Source organism: Paraburkholderia sp. CNPSo 3076 (assembly GCF_026343935.1).
In the GTDB taxonomy this organism is placed as follows: Bacteria; Pseudomonadota; Gammaproteobacteria; order Burkholderiales; family Burkholderiaceae; genus Paraburkholderia; species Paraburkholderia nodosa.
The window spans coordinates 108,046-123,438 of the sequence record NZ_JAPMAL010000005.1 but is presented as its reverse complement, the minus strand read 5'-3'; the positions used below and the strand labels follow the sequence as shown (position 1 = coordinate 123,438).

The 15,393-nt window shown below is 62.3% G+C and carries 12 protein-coding genes and 1 riboswitch; of the genes, 8 read left to right on the top strand and 4 right to left on the bottom strand.

Annotated features, from left to right (window positions below; genetic code table 11):
• Window positions 1-113 precede the first annotated feature (113 nt).
• A complete protein-coding gene (locus M3A49_RS07760) occupies window positions 114-341 on the bottom strand; it encodes a hypothetical protein (RefSeq protein WP_323183119.1) in 228 nt (75 codons plus the stop codon).
• Between the two features lie 79 nt (window positions 342-420).
• Window positions 421-1,950, bottom strand: a complete 1,530-nt coding sequence (locus tag M3A49_RS07755; protein WP_266228182.1) for a CYTH and CHAD domain-containing protein — start codon at window positions 1,948-1,950, stop codon at window positions 421-423.
• A gap of 144 nt (window positions 1,951-2,094) precedes the next feature.
• On the opposite strand from M3A49_RS07755, the gene M3A49_RS07750 reads away from it, so the two are divergent.
• Complete coding sequence (locus tag M3A49_RS07750) at window positions 2,095-2,418, top strand: hypothetical protein (protein WP_266228181.1); 324 nt, start codon at window positions 2,095-2,097, stop codon at window positions 2,416-2,418.
• A gap of 169 nt (window positions 2,419-2,587) precedes the next feature.
• On the opposite strand, the gene M3A49_RS07745 is transcribed toward M3A49_RS07750, so the two are convergent.
• Window positions 2,588-3,088: a DUF421 domain-containing protein gene (locus M3A49_RS07745; RefSeq protein WP_266228180.1), complete on the bottom strand. Its 501-nt coding sequence runs from the start codon at window positions 3,086-3,088 to the stop codon at window positions 2,588-2,590.
• An 818-nt stretch (window positions 3,089-3,906) separates the two neighbouring features.
• Window positions 3,907-4,926 (bottom strand): hypothetical protein, encoded by a 1,020-nt coding sequence (locus M3A49_RS07735; RefSeq protein ID WP_266228179.1) that lies wholly within the window; start codon window positions 4,924-4,926, stop codon window positions 3,907-3,909.
• 997 nt (window positions 4,927-5,923) lie between these two features.
• Here M3A49_RS07735 and M3A49_RS07730 point away from each other — a divergent pair.
• The 7 genes from M3A49_RS07730 to uca all read left to right on the top strand — a co-directional run bounded on the left by M3A49_RS07730 (window position 5,924) and on the right by uca (window position 15,390).
• Window positions 5,924-6,835 (top strand): YihY/virulence factor BrkB family protein, encoded by a 912-nt coding sequence (locus M3A49_RS07730; protein ID WP_266228178.1) that lies wholly within the window; start codon window positions 5,924-5,926, stop codon window positions 6,833-6,835.
• A gap of 546 nt (window positions 6,836-7,381) precedes the next feature.
• Window positions 7,382-7,481: riboswitch (guanidine-I (ykkC/yxkD leader) on the top strand.
• Between the two features lie 58 nt (window positions 7,482-7,539).
• Complete coding sequence (locus tag M3A49_RS07725; protein ID WP_266228177.1) at window positions 7,540-8,610, top strand: putative urea ABC transporter substrate-binding protein; 1,071 nt, start codon at window positions 7,540-7,542, stop codon at window positions 8,608-8,610.
• 33 nt (window positions 8,611-8,643) lie between these two features.
• On the top strand, window positions 8,644-9,459 hold the full coding sequence (locus M3A49_RS07720) for an ABC transporter permease (RefSeq protein WP_254354393.1): 816 nt from the start codon (window positions 8,644-8,646) through the stop codon (window positions 9,457-9,459).
• A complete protein-coding gene (locus tag M3A49_RS07715; protein WP_254354392.1) occupies window positions 9,456-10,244 on the top strand; it encodes an ABC transporter ATP-binding protein in 789 nt (262 codons plus the stop codon). Before M3A49_RS07720 ends, M3A49_RS07715 begins: the two co-directional genes overlap by 4 nt.
• A 13-nt stretch (window positions 10,245-10,257) precedes the next feature.
• Entirely contained in the window at window positions 10,258-10,962 is a 705-nt protein-coding gene (locus M3A49_RS07710) for an urea amidolyase associated protein UAAP1 (RefSeq protein ID WP_266228176.1), read from the top strand.
• A gap of 14 nt (window positions 10,963-10,976) precedes the next feature.
• Window positions 10,977-11,618 (top strand): urea amidolyase associated protein UAAP2, encoded by a 642-nt coding sequence (locus M3A49_RS07705; RefSeq protein ID WP_266228175.1) that lies wholly within the window; start codon window positions 10,977-10,979, stop codon window positions 11,616-11,618.
• Window positions 11,619-11,790: 172 nt separating this feature from the next.
• The gene (gene uca / locus M3A49_RS07700; protein WP_266228174.1) at window positions 11,791-15,390 is read left to right on the top strand and encodes an urea carboxylase; all 3,600 of its coding nucleotides are present in this window, start codon (window positions 11,791-11,793) and stop codon (window positions 15,388-15,390) included.
• The last annotated feature ends 3 nt before the right edge of the window (window positions 15,391-15,393 follow it).

Below are 15,393 nucleotides of genomic sequence, written 5' to 3'. Positions count from 1 at the left end.
GCCGCAGAAAGGGCGCCCAACATGTGGCAGCGGGCCGTTACGGGCGAGCTGGTCATGAGCAGGCGCATATGGTCCCCAGCCACTCATTTCATCCTGGCAAACGCGTCAGCGATCTACTGTGCACGTTCGGCGTCGTCGGTGTGCAGATGGTTCGAGAGGGTCGGGACAGAAGCGTATCGCAGGTTGTCGCCGACGGTGGCGAGTTCCGCACTGCCGCCGAGCACGTGCGTGGCATGCGTGTGGCGCATCCAGTGCAGGCTCGCGCGGCGCAGCTTTTCTGCAAGAGGTGCATGATCGGCCTCGATGGCCTGGGCGGCCAGCAGGAAGGAGCGCCGCAGCACGCACCGCAAGCGCGCGCTGCTGGTCGGCGGCGTTGCCCCGTACGCATCGTCGTCTTCGCATTCGCTCCGTAAGAGGTGCTCAGTGCGGCGCGGAAAGCCGTCTGAAACGCTTCCATAGCTTCGTCATTTTCCGATGATCGGCCGCGACGCGCGAAGCGAGATAGCCTCGAGCGAAGGCGGCGCCTCGAGCCGCTTCCGGGAACGTGTTCGGCAACGTCTGAAGGAACCGCTCAGCGACGACGGCGTCATTGCGCCATCCGAGGTCATCCTGAAGCGCCGTCAGCGCATCAACGTAGCGCTGCACAGCGCGTCTCGGGCATAACGACGCAAAGAACTCCGTCGCATATCGAACCTTCTTCGCCGCGATGCGTGCACGATGTCGAAGATGATCGTCGAGATCGGCAAGCCGCTTGCCGCGCTTGATCAACTTTCGGTGCCGATTGCGCAGGACTTTTGCAGCGAACTGCGAAACGGGTTTTTCGATCTCCGCGCGCGCTTCGTCGGTCATGGTGTTGCGCCACTTTTTTGTGTCCAGCCATAACGTCAGCTCCAGAGCCAGTCGGGTATAGCGCACCGATTCGATTGCGGCTGCGGCGCGCTGCCGGTTTTCGCTAGCGAGCTCTCGGCATGCCTGCCGCACAGGCTTCACTTCGTCTGCGTGTGCGTCCGCTCCGGCCCGGTCGAGCGTGGGTCCCGCCAGCACTTCCCAATCGCGCGCGGCGCCCAGCTCCGATGCGACCCAACGGAGTTCGCCGTCGAGACCCTCGTATGCGGGTATCACTTTCCCGAACAGGCCGAGCGCCGAGCGCAATCTGCGGAGCCCCACCCGCATCTGGTGGACACACGCTGGATCGTGAGCCGAGACGACGCCGCGCTCGTTGGCTTGCACCTGGTCGAGGCAGTTGTGCGCGATCGTACGGAACGCTTCCTCGATAGAGTCGTTCTTCCCGAGCTGCACAGGCCGGGCTTTTATGCAATCAGCGTGCTCCGCGACAAGTAGCCCATAACCCACATCGGCCTTGCTGCGACGGTCGATGCGAAGCGGCGCCGTCTGCAGGAGTTCGAGCGCAAGGGCATAGAGTCCCTGCGGCTTGCCACGCTTGAGTTCGAGTTCGACGGCGGCAATGGGTGCGGAACCTGTGCGAGCGTCAATGGTTCCCTCGTCCAGCGCAACTTCGATTTCGTTCCCTGCCGACGTACGCAGCGCGATCGTTGACCGGTTGATCCGTGTGACGAAGATCGGCGCGAGGTTGGCCGCAACGGCTTCATCTCGAACGAGCTGGCCGCAATCCGTAGCGGCGGATAGCACATCGTGCAACAGCGTCAGGTCGGGCGTGTCCCGGTCGATGGGTGTCTCGAACTCGTCCCTGTCGAACATTCCGGCCTGAGCCGAGCCACCAAACTTCAGTGTCTGGATTCGCTGCTGTCCGACGCCACGCACTCGAAGCGACGCTCCGCACTGGTGAAAGGCCAGTTCCGGAGTATCGAAGTAGGTACTGGATAGCAACTTCGCCGGACTGGCGTCGCGCTTGCCGTGGGCGAGCAATGGCGCCCGGCGCAGTTTGGCGAGATCCCTGGAGGTAATCCTCAGTTTGAGTTCCCGTTCCATCACGTCTCCCTTTCCAGGCTGCGCTCCGATGGCACATTTGCAGCAAGTCTCAGTCCGGCTCCGTGCTCAAACGGGTACTGCCAGGACGCGCAATACGCCAGGCGCAACGGATAGCGCGCCTTAGCCGCCCGCTGGACCGTTCGGTTGATCTTTGAGAAAGAAGTAACCGATGGGGCGCCGCAGAAGGAGCGTTCAGCTCGAACCGTCTGTGTTGAGGCAAGCCAGAGCAGCAACAGCATTTTGCGTTCCGTGGACACAGCTCATCGCTGGCTACCCGTTGTGACCGCCGGACGCGTTTTTCAACAGTCAGGGGTTCAACCCGCTGCGTTTCAGCTGGAGGTATTTGAACAATTGGGAATTCAAACCGTTACATTTCAGCTTGAGGCGTCGATGCCGCGAATAGACGGCAAATGGGGCCGTTTCCCCAAGGACGGCGCCAAACGCCAGATCATTCGACGCTGGCCGTGAACCGCGTCGCGCCATCGCGGTACCCGGTAAGCGCGTCGGCGCTGGCACGCAGGAATTCTGTGTCGCCGTTACTTTTCACGGGCAGCAAGCCCTCGAATCGCTCTCGGACGCGTCGGCTGCGGGTGCCGCGAGAACCCTGGCGTGGCGCGATAGCGGCGGTGTTTCGGGGCTACGGCCTGGCAGAACGCCTGCGAATCAGGCTGATTTCTCCGTTACGCTCGAGGATGGCTGCCTCGACGTCTTCTAGTTGCGTCGCATGGAGTTCCTGTCGGACCGTCTCAAGTACATCCGCGCGCGTGATGAGGGCAGCGGACATCTGGGCGCGGTTGAACGTGCCGTCGCGGTAGACCTCCCTCTCGACACCGACCACCAGCGTTTCCAGCCATCGGTATCGAACGCACAGCCATGCGAGCGCCCGATGCATGAGCACGAGGACCAGCGACGCCACAAACGTTGCTACCGCGGGCGAGGCGCCGACAATGAAGCGGCTAAGTGTCGCGCCGAGCAGGATCGCGACCACATAATCAAAAGGCGAACGCTGGCCAAACGACCGTCTGCCAGATATGCGGATGAGTGCAAGTGTGCAAACGAACGCAAGAGCTGCGCGCAATGCCATCTGCAGCGAATCGAGTTCCTTTCCGGCACCGAACAGCGCAACGAGAATGTCCATGATTCTCTCCCTGCTTACCCTTCGAATGGCTCCCTTGCTTTGCGCGGTCGGCGTCGGCCTTGAGGAACGGCGTGATCGCGAAGGCGAGTGTGTTGGCTCGGCATAGTTGGGCGTATGCGGGCTGCCCTCGATCGTCATGAGCGCGCCGTGGGGCAGCCGCTGCGCGGTTTCTTCGGCCGATGCGAGCGGCGCAGCGGGGTGCTCGCGCCACTGCTGCGAGCGTGGAGCGGCGATGCACGGCATCCTGGGCGGCGACATGCGCCCGCCCCGGACTTCTGCAGCCGTAACGGCGCTCTATCGCCGTGCGTGGGTGCCGGGCGGATCGACGAGAAAGCGCAGCGTTTGGGCCTCGCCCCCGCGGTCTCGCATCGGACGTGCGTGGCGCCCGAAATGGCTCGGCCGCCGGCGATTCGCTGCATGACGTTCCCTGTGCCGCCGCAGAAGGCACAGCGCTTTGCGCTATGCGAGGCCGGTTCCGTGGCCGGAGCCGCACAGGTCCTCGCCGACGCCCGGTGCATTCCGGTGACCTTCGTCGCCCGGATTCAACGGGGCTTCGTTCCGCCCGGATGCCGGCGTGGAAGGCTGCATGACTAGCCTCTTGATGTTGGCCCATGACGCGCGTCTGAACCTTCCGGATATGAGCAGACACGCTAACGAGAGTGGCAGCCGCCATGTCCGGGTACAGGGGTGCGTGTGCAGGTCAATGCCATAGGAGCGCGATAAGAATGATGATCGGAATCGGAACGCCGAGCAGAAAAAGAAGAATTGAGCGCATGTTTGTCTCCTCTCAGATCGAAAGTAGTGGGATTGCCGAGCCGTCAAAATTCGCGCATCCTGCCGCCGATCGTCGCCATGAGGCTGGCGGAGAAGGCCCCCATTAGCAGCGAAATGAAGAGCCACAGCGTGACGTGGACGGTGGCCCTGCGGACCGCTTCTACGGCTGCGCGCGCGGCGTTCTCCTCGGCATTGACCTTTTCCTGCAGGCGCGACCAGGTGGTCGTGACGCGTGCGCGGGCATAGGCCGGTGCGAGCCCGGTTTTCTCGGCCACGATGCGCGCTACATACTCGGTGTCCTCGGCTGAAAGCGCCCCGCCTGCAGGCAGACTGTTGAGGAAAATTCGCGCGATCTCCTGCTTCTGTTGCGCGGTCTCGAAGACCTGTTCGGCATGCATAGTATTCGGCGAACTCGAAGCACCCGAGGCACCCGAGGCACCCGAGGCACCCGAGGCACCCGAGGCGCCCGAGGCACCCCACGCATCGGATGCGGCGGCGCCCGCGACCGGACGCAGCATGCCGTCGATCAGATAGCCCATGGGCCAGGTGCCAAATGCGGCAGGGGCGTTGCCGCGATTGAGGGCGACGGCTCCGCTCGCGACGTGCGATGCGTTCTCTGCGCCTGCACTCACGCCCTCTCGGGCCAGCCCGGACATGGCCGCGCTGAACAAGATGGCGGAAAGGAGCGTGGCGAGCGCCCAGGCGAGAAAGCCATGTACGGTGTCGCGGAAGTGGGTCTCGTCTGTACCAATACCGGGCCAGTGCCGACGCAAGCGCCCCGCGAGATAGCCGCCGAGACCGGCAGACATCACCTGCGTCACGCAAATCCAGATGACGGCCGCCACGCCGAACGTCTTTGCGTGCGCGCCGCTTCCAGGCCAGGGCGAGAGCGACGAAAGCCCGAGGCCCGTGCCGAGCATGAGAAGGATGAGGGCGAAGGCCGCCATGCCCACGGCGCCCGCCACGACAGCGCTCCAGGAAACGGCGGAGCGTGGGCGTCCATAGGGTGGCTCGGCGGCGCGCGCTGCTGCGACGTTACTCCCCAGTCGATCGATCTCATCCATGGCTAACCCTCGTTTTGGTCGTGAGCCTGCATACGAAGCCACGCAGCGGCAGGCGGGTCAAAAGCGAAACAGCACAAAACGTGCCGCACGTGCGAACGCCCGGGGACCGCGGGAGGAGGGCAACCGTGGGAACAATATTGGCGAAGTGCTAATACCCGCCGACTGCCTGGAGGACCGAGATGGGACCGCATCGCATTCTTTTCATCCGGCACGCGGAGAAGCCAGGCGCCGCGCTGGGCGGCGGCGTGGACGCCAATGGCCAGCCCGACGAAGACAGCCTTGCAGTGCGAGGCTGGCAGCGTGCCGGCGCGCTCGCGCGAATGTTTTTGGGGTTCGGGCACGAGTGCAACGGGCGGTTGCGGGCGCGTGGCCAATCGTATGACTGCCGGCATCAGGGCCTCCGTCATGCTTTCCTGGCGCCGGTGTCCTCGGACAATCGGCACGCGGAGCAGCAGATCCCTGCGCCTGGGACGCGCCGTGACGCAAGCGATCGGTCAGCGCCGACACGCGCGCTTACGCACCTCGTTGGCCTTCCTCCCGTGGCCCGGTCCTGGTACGTGATCGCAGACCGGTCGGTCATGTCCGGTCATTCCTTGTCGCGTTCGCGTTTCACCGTATCTACAACCTGCGTTGCACAGGCAGGTCCGCTGTTTGCTGCCAGGGAGGAGTCAGGCCCGCGCACCGTTAAGTACCGATTTCTGCGCGCCGATGTTCGCTGACAGGTCGGAGTTCAATGTGGACGAAGGTGAAGGTTTATGCACGGGGGCGGGACGACGACGCGAGAAGGGCAGTTCGTACGCGAGGCAAAGCCCTTTCCATCGCACTCGATATGCAGGGCCGGGGGGCGCCGCAATTGGCTTCGCGCAGGGCGGATCGTACGCTGTGTGCTTCAGGACATCACCTGCACAATGAGCCCAGGCGGTGCGGCCTTGGGCGCGCGCCTCGCGCCGGGCGCAGGCGAACGCTGCTCGGAGCGGACGAAACAGGATAGCTTCACGTGAGCAACACCGATCATCCACGCGGACAGGCGCTGCGCTTTGTTACCCGGCATCCCCTCCGGTTCGTCTTCCAGGTGTGCACGGCGTTCCGCAGGAACCAGGGGTTGCTGCTGGCAGGGGCGATCGCGTACTACGCGTTGCTGTCTATCGTCCCGCTCCTGATACTCGTCGCGATCGCGTTCAGTCATTTCGTCGGAGAGCAGTTGCTGCTCGATACCCTCGCCCGTTTGCTCGAATGGCTCGTACCGGGGCAGTCGAAAGCGATTGTGGCGGAGCTTGCCAGCTTTCTCGCACATCGCTCCGTGATTGGCTGGTTTCTCGTTGTCACGATGATCTTTTTCAGCTCACTTGCGTTCACGGTGCTTGAGAACGCACTTTCGATCATTTTCGTACATCGGGTCGCGATCCGGCGCAGACACTTTCTGCTGTCGGCAATCGTGCCTTATCTGTTCAGCCTGTCTCTCGGTATCGGCGTGCTGGTGGTGACGCTCGTCTCCAGCGGCCTGCATGCCGTAGCAAGCGACAGCATCGTGCTGTTCGGTCATGCGGTGTCGTTGACGGGCGCGACCCGGGTCGTGCTGTATCTGTGCGGTTTCGCGGGAGAGATTCTGGTATTGACAGCGATTTACCTGGTGATACCGGCGGGGCGCACGACGCTGCGCCATGCGTTCGTCGGCGCGGTCACCGCCGGCGTGCTGTGGGAGATCACGCGACGCGTGCTGGTGTGGTATTTCGCGACGCTTTCCGAGGTGAGCGTCGTCTATGGGACGCTGACGACGGCGATCGTCGTGCTTTTCAGCCTCGAAACCCTCGCGACCCTGATGCTGTTCGGTGCGCAACTCATTGCGGAGTACGAGCGCCTCGATACAGGTAATGGTGAGCCGGCATCGCGGCCGGTGGTGACCGGCTGACCACAGGAGGCAGCCGGCCGCAAGGCTGGGCTGATCCCTTGCATGCGCGGCGCACTTCTCGAAGGGGCGCTCATGTACAGGGAAGGCGAGCCGGAACTTCCAGGCGCTCCACGTCCAGGAATCACGTTGACCGTCGGACAAGGGCGACGATCTGTGCTTCCGGTTGCTGATGGCATCGATGAGAACGCGGCGGACAATTGAGCTGCCGGAGTTTTGCAGATAGCGGAACTCCCAACAATCGTGGTCTGGCTCACGAGAACGGTAGCGTCGAGTCGTCACATCGCTATCTCAAGGAATTCGTCGAGGAGGCATTGGATATCCAGCCAGGCGGCGCGCGGCTATTCGTTGCCGATGTCGCATTTGTATCCGACCGTCGCAGCGCCCGAAACGGGTGCGCCATGATGCATGCCAGTGCACATTGGTACCGGCGCAGGGCAGGGGAAATGCCTCACGCGCCACAAATGCCTGCCTTTTTTCATTGGCACGCTTCTCGCTTTAAGGAATGGGCAAGGAGCCGGCGCAGTATCCGGTTCGTCAGACAATCTGGAAATGGACAGCTAGGGTTCCGGCCTGCTTCTCGCAGGTGCTGGTCCGAGAGCTGGCGACCTCAGGCGAGGTTACACGGCGGGATAAAAGCCCGGGAGAGAACGCGATGTTTGCGCTGCTCCCTGCCGTTGCTAACCGTCCCCTTCGAGGTCAACCTCATGCGCAAGCTCGTTCGCTGTCTTGGCATCGCCGCCGTCTCCCTCGCCACCTTCGCTTCTAGTACCGCGTTCGCCGCGGGCCGCAGCGACTTCAAGGTTTGCTGGACCATCTACGCCGGCTGGATGCCGTGGGGGCAGGCAAAAACCCAGGGCATCATCTCGAAGTGGGCCACGAAGTATGGCATCAAGATCGATGTCATCCAGCTGAACGACTACGTTGAATCCATCAATCAGTACACGGCTGGCAAGTTCGACGGCTGCGCGATGACCAACATGGATGCGCTCACCATCCCGGCCTCGGGCGGCGTCGATTCGACTGCCCTGATCGTGAGCGACTACTCGAACGGCAACGACGGCGTGCTCATGAAGGGCAAGGGCAAGCAGATCGCCGACCTGAAGGGCCAGCAGATCAACCTCGTGCAGTTCTCGGTCTCTCACTACCTGCTCGCACGCGCTTTGGAAAGCGCGCATATGAGCGAGCGTGATCTCAAGGTTGTGAATACATCCGACGCGGATATCTCAGGCGCATTCGCGACCCCGACAGTTCACAACGCGGTGACATGGAATCCGATGCTCGCCGATCTGAAGGCGCAGCCGAACGTTACCGAAGTCTTCGATTCGAGCAAGATTCCCGGCGAAATCATGGACATGATGGTCGTCAACACGAAGACGCTGCAAGAGAACCCGGCACTCGGTAAGGCACTGACGGGCGCATGGTTCGAGATGGTTGCGCTGATGCACAGCAATTCGGCGGCCAGCACCAGCGCGCTCACGTCGATGGCGAAGGCCTCCGGTACCGACCTTGCGAACTTCAAGGGGCAGCTGTCGACCACCGCGCTCTTCTATACACCTCAGGCGGCAGTCGCTTTCGTCACGAGCCCGGACATGCCGAAGATCATGACGCGCGTGGCGAAGTTCTCCTTTGACCACGGTCTGCTCGGCCAGGATGCCAAGAGTGCCGATTCCATAGGCATGGCGTTCGACAAGAACGTGATCGTCGGCGACAAGAACAACGTCAAGCTGCGTTTCGACCCGAGCTACGTCGAGATGGCCGCTGCGGGCAAGCTCTGAGACTGATTCCGAAGCAACAACCAGGCGGTCACCATGCGACTCATCAATCGACATCCGAGCCGAATCGGCAGCATGATGCTGCTCCTGCTGCCGTTCGTCGTACTGTTTGCCGTGTATTTCACGGGGTCTGCGGCGCGGCTCAAGCTCAATCCCGATGACAAGCTGCTTCCGGGCGCGGTGCAAATGAGCGATGCCGTGAAGGCGGTCGCATTTACCGAAGACAAGCGCACGGGTGAATATCTGTTGTGGGACGACACCCTCTCGAGTTTGCGACGACTGGGTATCGGCCTCGTCGTGAGCGCGGTGATTGCACTGGTGGCCGCTATCGCCACCGGCTCGTTTCCGCTCGTCAGCGCAACGCTCTCGCCATTCATCACCGTCGTCTCGATGGTGCCTCCGCTGGCGGTCCTGCCGATCCTTTTCATTGTCTTCGGGCTCGATGAGCTATCCAAGGTCGTGCTCATTGTTTTCGGCATTACACCCATGATCGTTCGCGACCTGCATGCTCGCGCCCGCGATATTCCCGCTGAGCTGTGGGTCAAGGCCCAGACCTTGGGGGCCACGAGCTGGACGGTGATTCTGCGTCTGGTGTTGCCCCAACTTTTGCCGCGCCTGCTGGTGGCGATGCGTCTCTCGCTCGGGGCTGCATGGCTGTTTCTGATCGCCGCGGAAGCGATCGCGTCGACGGATGGCCTTGGCTACCGAATCTTCCTCGTGCGCCGCTACCTCTCCATGGACCTGATTCTGCCGTACGTCGCCTGGATAACGCTGCTCGCGTGGCTCACCGATGAACTGCTTCGCCGGATCACGCAGTGGTCGTTCCCCTGGTACGGCGGAGGTGGACGATGATCGAAGTCCGCAATGTATGGAAAGAGTACGGCGGCCAGGTGGTTCTGGAACGTTTGAATCTGACGATCCAGGAGGGCGAGTTCTGTTCCATGGTCGGCGCTTCCGGCTGCGGAAAGTCGACATTTCTGCGACTGCTGCTCGGTCAGGAGCAAGTGACGCGCGGCGAGATCCTGCTGGACGGTCAACCGCTGCCCGGCGAACCGGATGCCCATCGTGGCGTGGTGTTCCAACGCTACTCGGTGTTCGAGCACCTTAGCGTATTGCGCAACGTGATGCTGGGACTTGAGCTTCCGAAAGCGAAGCTCACGGGCAGACTCTTCGGAGCGCAACGGCGCGCCGCGCGAGACGAGGCTGCGGCAATGCTCGAGCGGGTGGGACTCGGTGCGGCCTTGAACAAATATCCGCAGCAACTCTCCGGTGGTATGCAACAACGCCTCGCCATTGCGCAGGCGTTGATGATGAAGCCGCGCGTCCTCCTGCTCGACGAGCCGTTTGGTGCACTCGACCCCGGTATCCGCAAGGACATGCACGCACTGCTCTCGGATCTGTGGCGTGAAGCGAAGCTAACCATCTTCATGGTTACGCATGACTTGAAAGAAGGCTTCACGTTGGGAAGCCGTGTGCTGGTTTTCGACAAGGTACGCGTGGACCCCCACGCCCCGGGCGCCTACGGAGCCCGTATTACCTACAACATTCCACTCGACCGCAGCCGCGAATCGGTGTCCGCGGTGCATCTGGCGCGCGCGGCGGTTCAAGGCGCGCCCAGCATCGAAGTGGTTTCATGAAGGGAATTCGAACATGAAGTTATTGCTTGAAGAAACCGTACCGGGCGGGGGCCATACCTCGCTCATCGTGAAGCGCGGGCAATCTCTGCGCGTGACTGACCTGCACGGTGGCGCCAATGTCAGCGTCATGATGGTCAATGCAACGGAGAAGAGCGAGCGACTGAACCTCCCGGATTCGCTGAAGTGCCAGCACACCGCAAAGCTCACGACGGGTCATTGTTTGTACTCCGATATGGGGCGTGTTCTCGCTGCCATCGTCGACGACACGTGCGGGTGGCATGACAGCATTGGCGGCGTCTCGAACGCCGGGGAGGTCACGGCGCGGTATGGTGCTGGCCGCTATCAGGAACTGCGCAACGCGTTCTACCGGAATGGCACGGACAATTTGCTCGTCGAGATGGGCAAATGGGGGCTTGAGATATCAGACCTGCTGATGACGCTCAATCTTTTCAGCCGCGTCGATGTCACTAGCGTTGGAGATCTAAATTTTGTGAGCAACAACTCGAAGGCCGGCGATTACGTTGAACTGTATGCGCCAATGAACACGCTTGTCGTGCTCACCGCGATTCAACACCCGCTTGACCCGAACCCCGAATATGCGCCCAAAGCGGTGAAACTCGAATTGAGCGAGGCGCTGCCCAGCGTGGCCGAAGTATGTCGTACCGCATGCGAGGAAAACGTGCGCGGTTTTATCAACACCGAGCGATTCTTTCTTTGAGCGGAGGCGACTTCATGATGAGCACGCTTGTCGTCAGCGACAAACAGCCCGAGAGCGCGGTCTACCGTGAGACGGTGGCTGCGGGTGAGCCCTGGCTTCACGAGGTGAGGGCGGGCCAGACACTGCGCATCGTCGATCTGGAAGGCAACCAGGCGGTCGATACCCTGTTCTACAGCGTCGCCAACCCGCGCGAGCGCTTCGACCCACAACGCACCTTGCGTCGTCAGAAGAGGCTCTACCTGACGGCGGGCTCCGTGTTGTACTCGAATCTCGGCAATCCCATGCTGACCGTCGTTGCGGATACCTGCGGACGCCACGATACGCTCGGCGGCGCCTGCGCACAGGAGAGCAATACCGTGCGCTATGCGCTGGGAAAGCGCTATATGCACAGCTGCCGCGACAACTTCCTGCGCGCTTGCGCACATGACGGCCGCCTCTCGAAGCAGGACATTGGCGCGAACGTCAACTTCTTCATGAATGTGCCCGTGACGGCGGAAGGGGGGCTCAGCTTCGAAGACGGCATTTCCGCACCGGGGAAGTACGTCGAACTGCGTGCCGAGATGGACGTCATTGTGCTGATTTCCAACTGCCCTCAGTTGAACAATCCGTGCAACGCCTATAACCCGACGCCAGCGGAACTCCTGATATGGGACTGAAGCGTATGCGCAGCTGGATCTCGTTCGTCATGCTCGTGCGCGCGGGACGTCATTTCACGCTTACCAGCGAAGCGCTGACTCAGGCAGATCGCTGACGCGAATACGGCCGTGGACGACCGCGGCTCGCATCTCCCACGGCGGGACGGCCCGCCCCTGAATCAAGATTTCTCCCATGTTCGAGAAGATTCTTATCGCCAATCGTGGCGCTATCGCGTGCCGGATTCTGAGAACGCTGCGCGAACTCGATGTCACCGGAGTCTCCGTTTTTGCCGAGGCGGATAGAGCGAGCCGTCATGTGAGCGAGGCGCCCATCGCGCACTGCCTGGGCGATGGCCCCGCCGCGATGACCTATCTCGACACGGATAAAATCCTCGAGATCGCTCGCCGCGAGGCCGTGCAGGCCATTCATCCGGGGTATGGATTCCTGTCCGAGAACGCTGCCTTTGGCGAGGCTTGCGAAGCGGCAGGGATTGCGTTCATCGGGCCCACGCCCGCGCAGCTGCGTGCCTTTGGCCTGAAGCACACGGCGCGTGAAATCGCGGAGAAGGAAGGCGTGCCGATGCTCAGGGGCACCGGCTTGCTCGGTGACCTGATGGCCGGGCTGGAAGCGGCAGAAGGGATCGGCTATCCGGTGATGTTGAAGAGCACGGCCGGCGGCGGCGGTATCGGCATGCGTGTGTGCTGGAACGCGGCCGAACTCAGTGCGCATTTCGAAGCCGTGAAGCGACTGGGCGAAAACAATTTCAGCGACTCCGGCGTTTTCCTCGAAAAGTACATCGAGCGGGCACGACATCTTGAAGTGCAGGTTTTCGGAGACGGCAAGGGCGATGCCATCGCACTCGGCGTGCGCGACTGCTCCGTGCAGCGGCGCAACCAGAAAGTGCTCGAGGAAACGCCCGCACCGTGCTTGCCGGATGGGATTTCCGGGGCACTCTGTGCGGCTGCGGTGAAGCTCGCGAAGGCGGTGGGCTATCGCTCCGCTGGCACTGTCGAGTTCGTGTACGACAGCGCAGCCGGGCAGTTCTACTTCCTCGAAGTCAACACGCGCCTGCAGGTGGAGCATGGCGTTACCGAGCAGGTGTGGGGTGTCGACCTCGTGCGGTGGATGATCGAGCTGGCAGCGGGCACGCTCAAGCCGTTGCAGGAACTCGCAGCGAACCTGACGCCGCGCGGCCATGCGATTCAGGCACGGCTCTATGCGGAAGATCCCGGTCGGGACTTCAAGCCGAGCCCCGGCCTGCTGACCGACGTTGTGTTCCCGCAAGCCGACGGTCGCGCGCTTCGCATCGACACGTGGATTGAAGCCGGTTGCGAAGTGCCGCCGTACTTCGACCCCATGCTCGCCAAGGTGATCGCCTGGTCTCCGACTCGCGACGAGGCCCGCGGCGCGCTAAATGACGCGCTCGAAAACACGCGCATTTACGGCGTGGAGACGAACCGCGACTATCTGCGTCAGATCCTGGACGACAAGCCGTTTGCATCGGGCGAGCCATGGACCCGGTGCCTCGAGGGACTCAAGTACCAGGCCAGTACGGTCGAAGTCGTCAGCGGCGGTACGCAGACGACGGTACAGGACTTCCCCGGCCGCCAGGGATACTGGGCAGTCGGCATTCCGCCTTCCGGGCCGATGGATGACCGCGCCATGCGGCTGGGCAACCGCCTGCTTGGCAACGCCCCGGATGCCGCTGCGCTCGAAATCACCATGAGCGGCCCGACGCTGCGTTTCAATACGGACGCGGTCGTCGCCATCACGGGGGCAGAAATTCCCGTACTGCTCGACGACGTCAAGCAACCGTTGAATACGAGTCTCCCTGTCCCGGCAGGCTCGACGTTGTCGCTCGGCACCATTCGCGGCGCCGGCGCACGCGCTTATCTGTGCGTACGCGGCGGTTTGGACGTCGGCGTGTATCTCGGCAGCCGTAGCACCTTCACGCTCGGTCAGTTCGGCGGACATGGCGGCCGCGCAATACGCGCGGGGGACGTGCTTCACCTCTATACACTCGAGAACTCGCGGGCTGGCAAGACGCTCAACGACGTGCCGAAGCTCGAAGAGGTTCGGAGCATCCGTGTGATCTATGGTCCACATGGCGCGCCTGAGTACTTCAGCTCCCGCTACATCGAACGCTTCCTCGACACCGACTGGGAAGTTCACTTCAACTCGAGCCGTACCGGTGTTCGCCTGATCGGGCCGAAACCGGAGTGGGCGCGCGAAGACGGCGGCGAGGCGGGGCTTCACCCATCGAACATTCACGACAATCCCTATGCGGTCGGCGCGATCGATTTCACCGGCGATATGCCAGTGATTCTCGGACCCGATGGGCCGAGTCTCGGCGGCTTCGTCTGTCCGGTCACGATCATCGAGGCCGACCTCTGGCACATCGGGCAGTTGAAGGCCGGCGACAAGATCCGCTTTGTTCCGGTGGAGGTGGAAGAGGCGCGTGAAGCCGCACGTCAACGCGCCCGCGAACTGGACAGTCTCGAGGTCGAGTCGAGCGCGCCGATCTGCAGACGGTCGTCCCTCACATCACCGATCGTGCTCGACATGGGTTCGGGCGGCGAGCGGCTCGTGGCGCGCATGTCCGGCGACACGCACCTGCTGCTCGAAATTGGACCTGCCGAGCTGGACCTCGTCTCGCGCTTTCGTGGGCACGCGCTCATGCAGTCTCTCGAGGCCACGGCGCTTGCCGGCGTTATCGATCTGACGCCTGGCATCCGTTCTCTCCAGATTCACTATCGACCGGAGCAACTGGCGCTCGTGCAATTGCTGGACGTTGTACGTCAGGCGTGGGAGCAGGTCTTGCTGAAGAAGGATCTGCGCGTGCCGTCGCGAGTCGTTCACATTCCGCTCTCCTGGGATGACCCGGCGTGCCAGCTCGCGATTGAAAAATACATGACCACGGTGCGCAAAGACGCGCCGTGGTGCCCGAGCAACCTGGAGTTCATTCGCCGGATTAACGACCTCGAGTCCATCGAAGCCGTAAAAGAGATCGTTTTCGACGCGAGCTATCTCGTGATGGGCCTCGGTGACGTCTACCTGGGCGCACCCGTTGCGACACCGCTCGATCCACGTCACCGCCTTGTGACGACCAAATACAACCCGGCCCGTACCTGGACCGCGGAGAACTCGGTCGGCATTGGCGGCGCGTATCTCTGCGTGTACGGCATGGAAGGGCCCGGCGGCTATCAGTTCGTCGGTCGCACGCTGCAGATGTGGAATCGCTATCGCAAGGTCGCAGATTTCGCCGGTCAGCCCTATTTGCTGCGCTTTTTCGACCAGATTCGCTTCTACGAAGTGTCGGCCGACGAACTGCTTCGCATCCGCGCTGATTTTCCGCTTGGGCGTTATCCGTTGAAGATTGAAGAGTCGGAACTCTCGTTGCCGGATTATCAAGCGTTTCTTGAGAGCGAAGCGGTCAGCATTGGCAAGTTCCGTTCGCGACAGAAAGCGGCCTTCCAGGCCGAGCGCGAGCGTTGGCGCGAAGCGGGCACCCCGGGAGAGGCAAGCGAGGCACCGGATCTGGAGAACGCCCAACTGGCTCCGCTAAAAGACGGACAAGTCCCGGTGGACTGTGAAATCGCTGGCAGCCTCTGGCAGGTGAAGGTGAAGACTGGAGACGTCGTTGCCGCTGGCGACGTACTGCTCATTATCGAGTCGATGAAGATGGAGATCTCGGTGTTTGCCTCGTGTGCGGGGACAGTCGGCGAAATTTACGTGGCACCTGGCGCGCCCGTGCGCGCAGGGCAGCGAGTCGCAGTCATTGACCGTCACTAATTA

Excerpts from the sequence above, each read along its gene's own strand:
- M3A49_RS07725 (WP_266228177.1), top strand. The coding sequence starts at position 7,540 with ATGCGCAAGCTCGTTCGCTGTCTTGGCATCGCCGCCGTCTCCCTCGCC.
- M3A49_RS07705 (WP_266228175.1), top strand. The coding sequence starts at position 10,977 with ATGATGAGCACGCTTGTCGTCAGCGACAAACAGCCCGAGAGCGCGGTC.
- uca (WP_266228174.1), top strand. The coding sequence starts at position 11,791 with ATGTTCGAGAAGATTCTTATCGCCAATCGTGGCGCTATCGCGTGCCGG.
- M3A49_RS07710 (WP_266228176.1), top strand. The coding sequence starts at position 10,258 with ATGAAGTTATTGCTTGAAGAAACCGTACCGGGCGGGGGCCATACCTCG.
- M3A49_RS07720 (WP_254354393.1), top strand. The coding sequence starts at position 8,644 with ATGCGACTCATCAATCGACATCCGAGCCGAATCGGCAGCATGATGCTG.
- M3A49_RS07715 (WP_254354392.1), top strand. The coding sequence starts at position 9,456 with ATGATCGAAGTCCGCAATGTATGGAAAGAGTACGGCGGCCAGGTGGTT.
- M3A49_RS07735 (WP_266228179.1), bottom strand. The coding sequence starts at position 4,926 with ATGGATGAGATCGATCGACTGGGGAGTAACGTCGCAGCAGCGCGCGCC.
- M3A49_RS07755 (WP_266228182.1), bottom strand. The coding sequence starts at position 1,950 with ATGGAACGGGAACTCAAACTGAGGATTACCTCCAGGGATCTCGCCAAA.
- M3A49_RS07745 (WP_266228180.1), bottom strand. The coding sequence starts at position 3,088 with ATGGACATTCTCGTTGCGCTGTTCGGTGCCGGAAAGGAACTCGATTCG.